This is a genomic window from Burkholderia sp. Ac-20349 (assembly GCF_017104865.1).
Taxonomy (GTDB): Bacteria; Pseudomonadota; Gammaproteobacteria; order Burkholderiales; family Burkholderiaceae; genus Burkholderia; species Burkholderia aenigmatica.
In genome coordinates, this window is sequence record NZ_JAAGPM010000333.1 from 1 (window position 1) to 1,269 (window position 1,269).

1 protein-coding gene and 1 pseudogene are annotated in these 1,269 nt (G+C 70.9%); both read right to left on the reverse strand.

Translation table 11 applies throughout. The annotated features are described in order from the left end of the window. Window positions 1–99: 99 nt before the first annotated feature. Entirely contained in the window at window positions 100–990 is an 891-nt protein-coding gene (locus G3N61_RS39050) for a peptidylprolyl isomerase (RefSeq protein WP_205825112.1), read from the reverse strand. 44 nt (window positions 991–1,034) lie between these two features. Continuing rightward, window positions 1,035–1,269 (reverse strand): annotated as a pseudogene (locus tag G3N61_RS39055) (hypothetical protein); the annotation flags it as partial.

The following is a 1,269-nucleotide window of genomic DNA, read 5'->3' on the forward strand; positions in this document are numbered from 1 at the left end:
GCGGGCGGTCGGCGGCCGCGGCCGGGCGGCGTCGCCCCGGCGTGCGCGCGTCGGGCGCGTCGACGCGCGGTGTCGAACGGACGATTGCCATGAGCGTGCCTACCGGGCAGACGCGAGCGCTTTCTTCAGCGCGTCTTCGTTGATCGGCGCGTTCGCCGCCAGCTTCGCGAGATACGCCTGCGCATTCTGCTGGGTGCGCTGCGCACGCAGCATCGCGCGCAGTTGCTCCTTCACGTCGGCCAGCGGGCGCGGCGCGGCCGCGCGGATGTCGATCAGCTTCACGACATGAAAACCGGCCGGCGTCTGGATCGGCGCGGAAACCTGGCCCGGCTTCAGCGCGTCGGCCGCCTGCCGGACCGCCGGCACCATCAGTTGATCGGGGACGAAACCGAGATCGCCGCCGTTCGCGGCGCTCGCCTTGTCCTGCGAGTTCGCCTTTGCGAGCGCCGCGAAGTCGCCACTGCGCGCGCGGTTCGCGAGATCGGCCGCCTGCTTGCGCGCCTTGTCGAGCGTCGCGGCATCCGCGTTCGGCGGCACCGCGATATAGATCTGCGCGACGTGCAAGGCGCGCGGCGCGGTGAACGCGGCGCGATTCTTGTCATACGCGGACTGGAGCTCCGCGTCCGACGGATAGTCGGCCGGCGGCGCATTCACCGATGCCAGATAGCTGCGTACGACGATATCGCGCTGCGCCTGCTCGACAGCCGCCTGCACCTGCGCCTGCTTGTCCCAGCCCTTCGATTTCGCCTCGGCCAGCACGGCCTTCTGCGCAAGCGTCGAGCGCACGACCTGGTCCAGCGTCGCGGGATCGGCCGCGAGACGTTCGCGCCCTTCGGGGCTCACCGCCTTCAACAGCTCCGCGATATCGGCCTGCGTGACCGACGCCTGCGCGGCATTCGCGATCACGTCGTCCTGCGCGTGCGCAACGAGCGGCGCGGCCAGCACGAGACCGCCTGCCACGATCGCCAGCATCTTCATCTTCGTCTTCATCGTTCGACTGCCCTCTCGATTGCTCTTGAAATGCGGACGCTGCATCAGCGCGCGTCCGTCAGCGTCATGCGCAGGACGAGCGGCTGCGCCATCCCGCGTGGCGGCGCCGCGCCGACCGCCCGGCCGACGAGTGCGGCGTGCAGCGCCGCGTCGAGTTCAGGTTGCCCGGCCGCCCCGCTGTCGATGCGCGTCACGTGCCCGTACCGGTCGAGCCACGCACGCACCGGCAGCTCGGGACCGTCGTCGCCGGCATCGGCAAGCTCACCGGCCCAGCGCTCG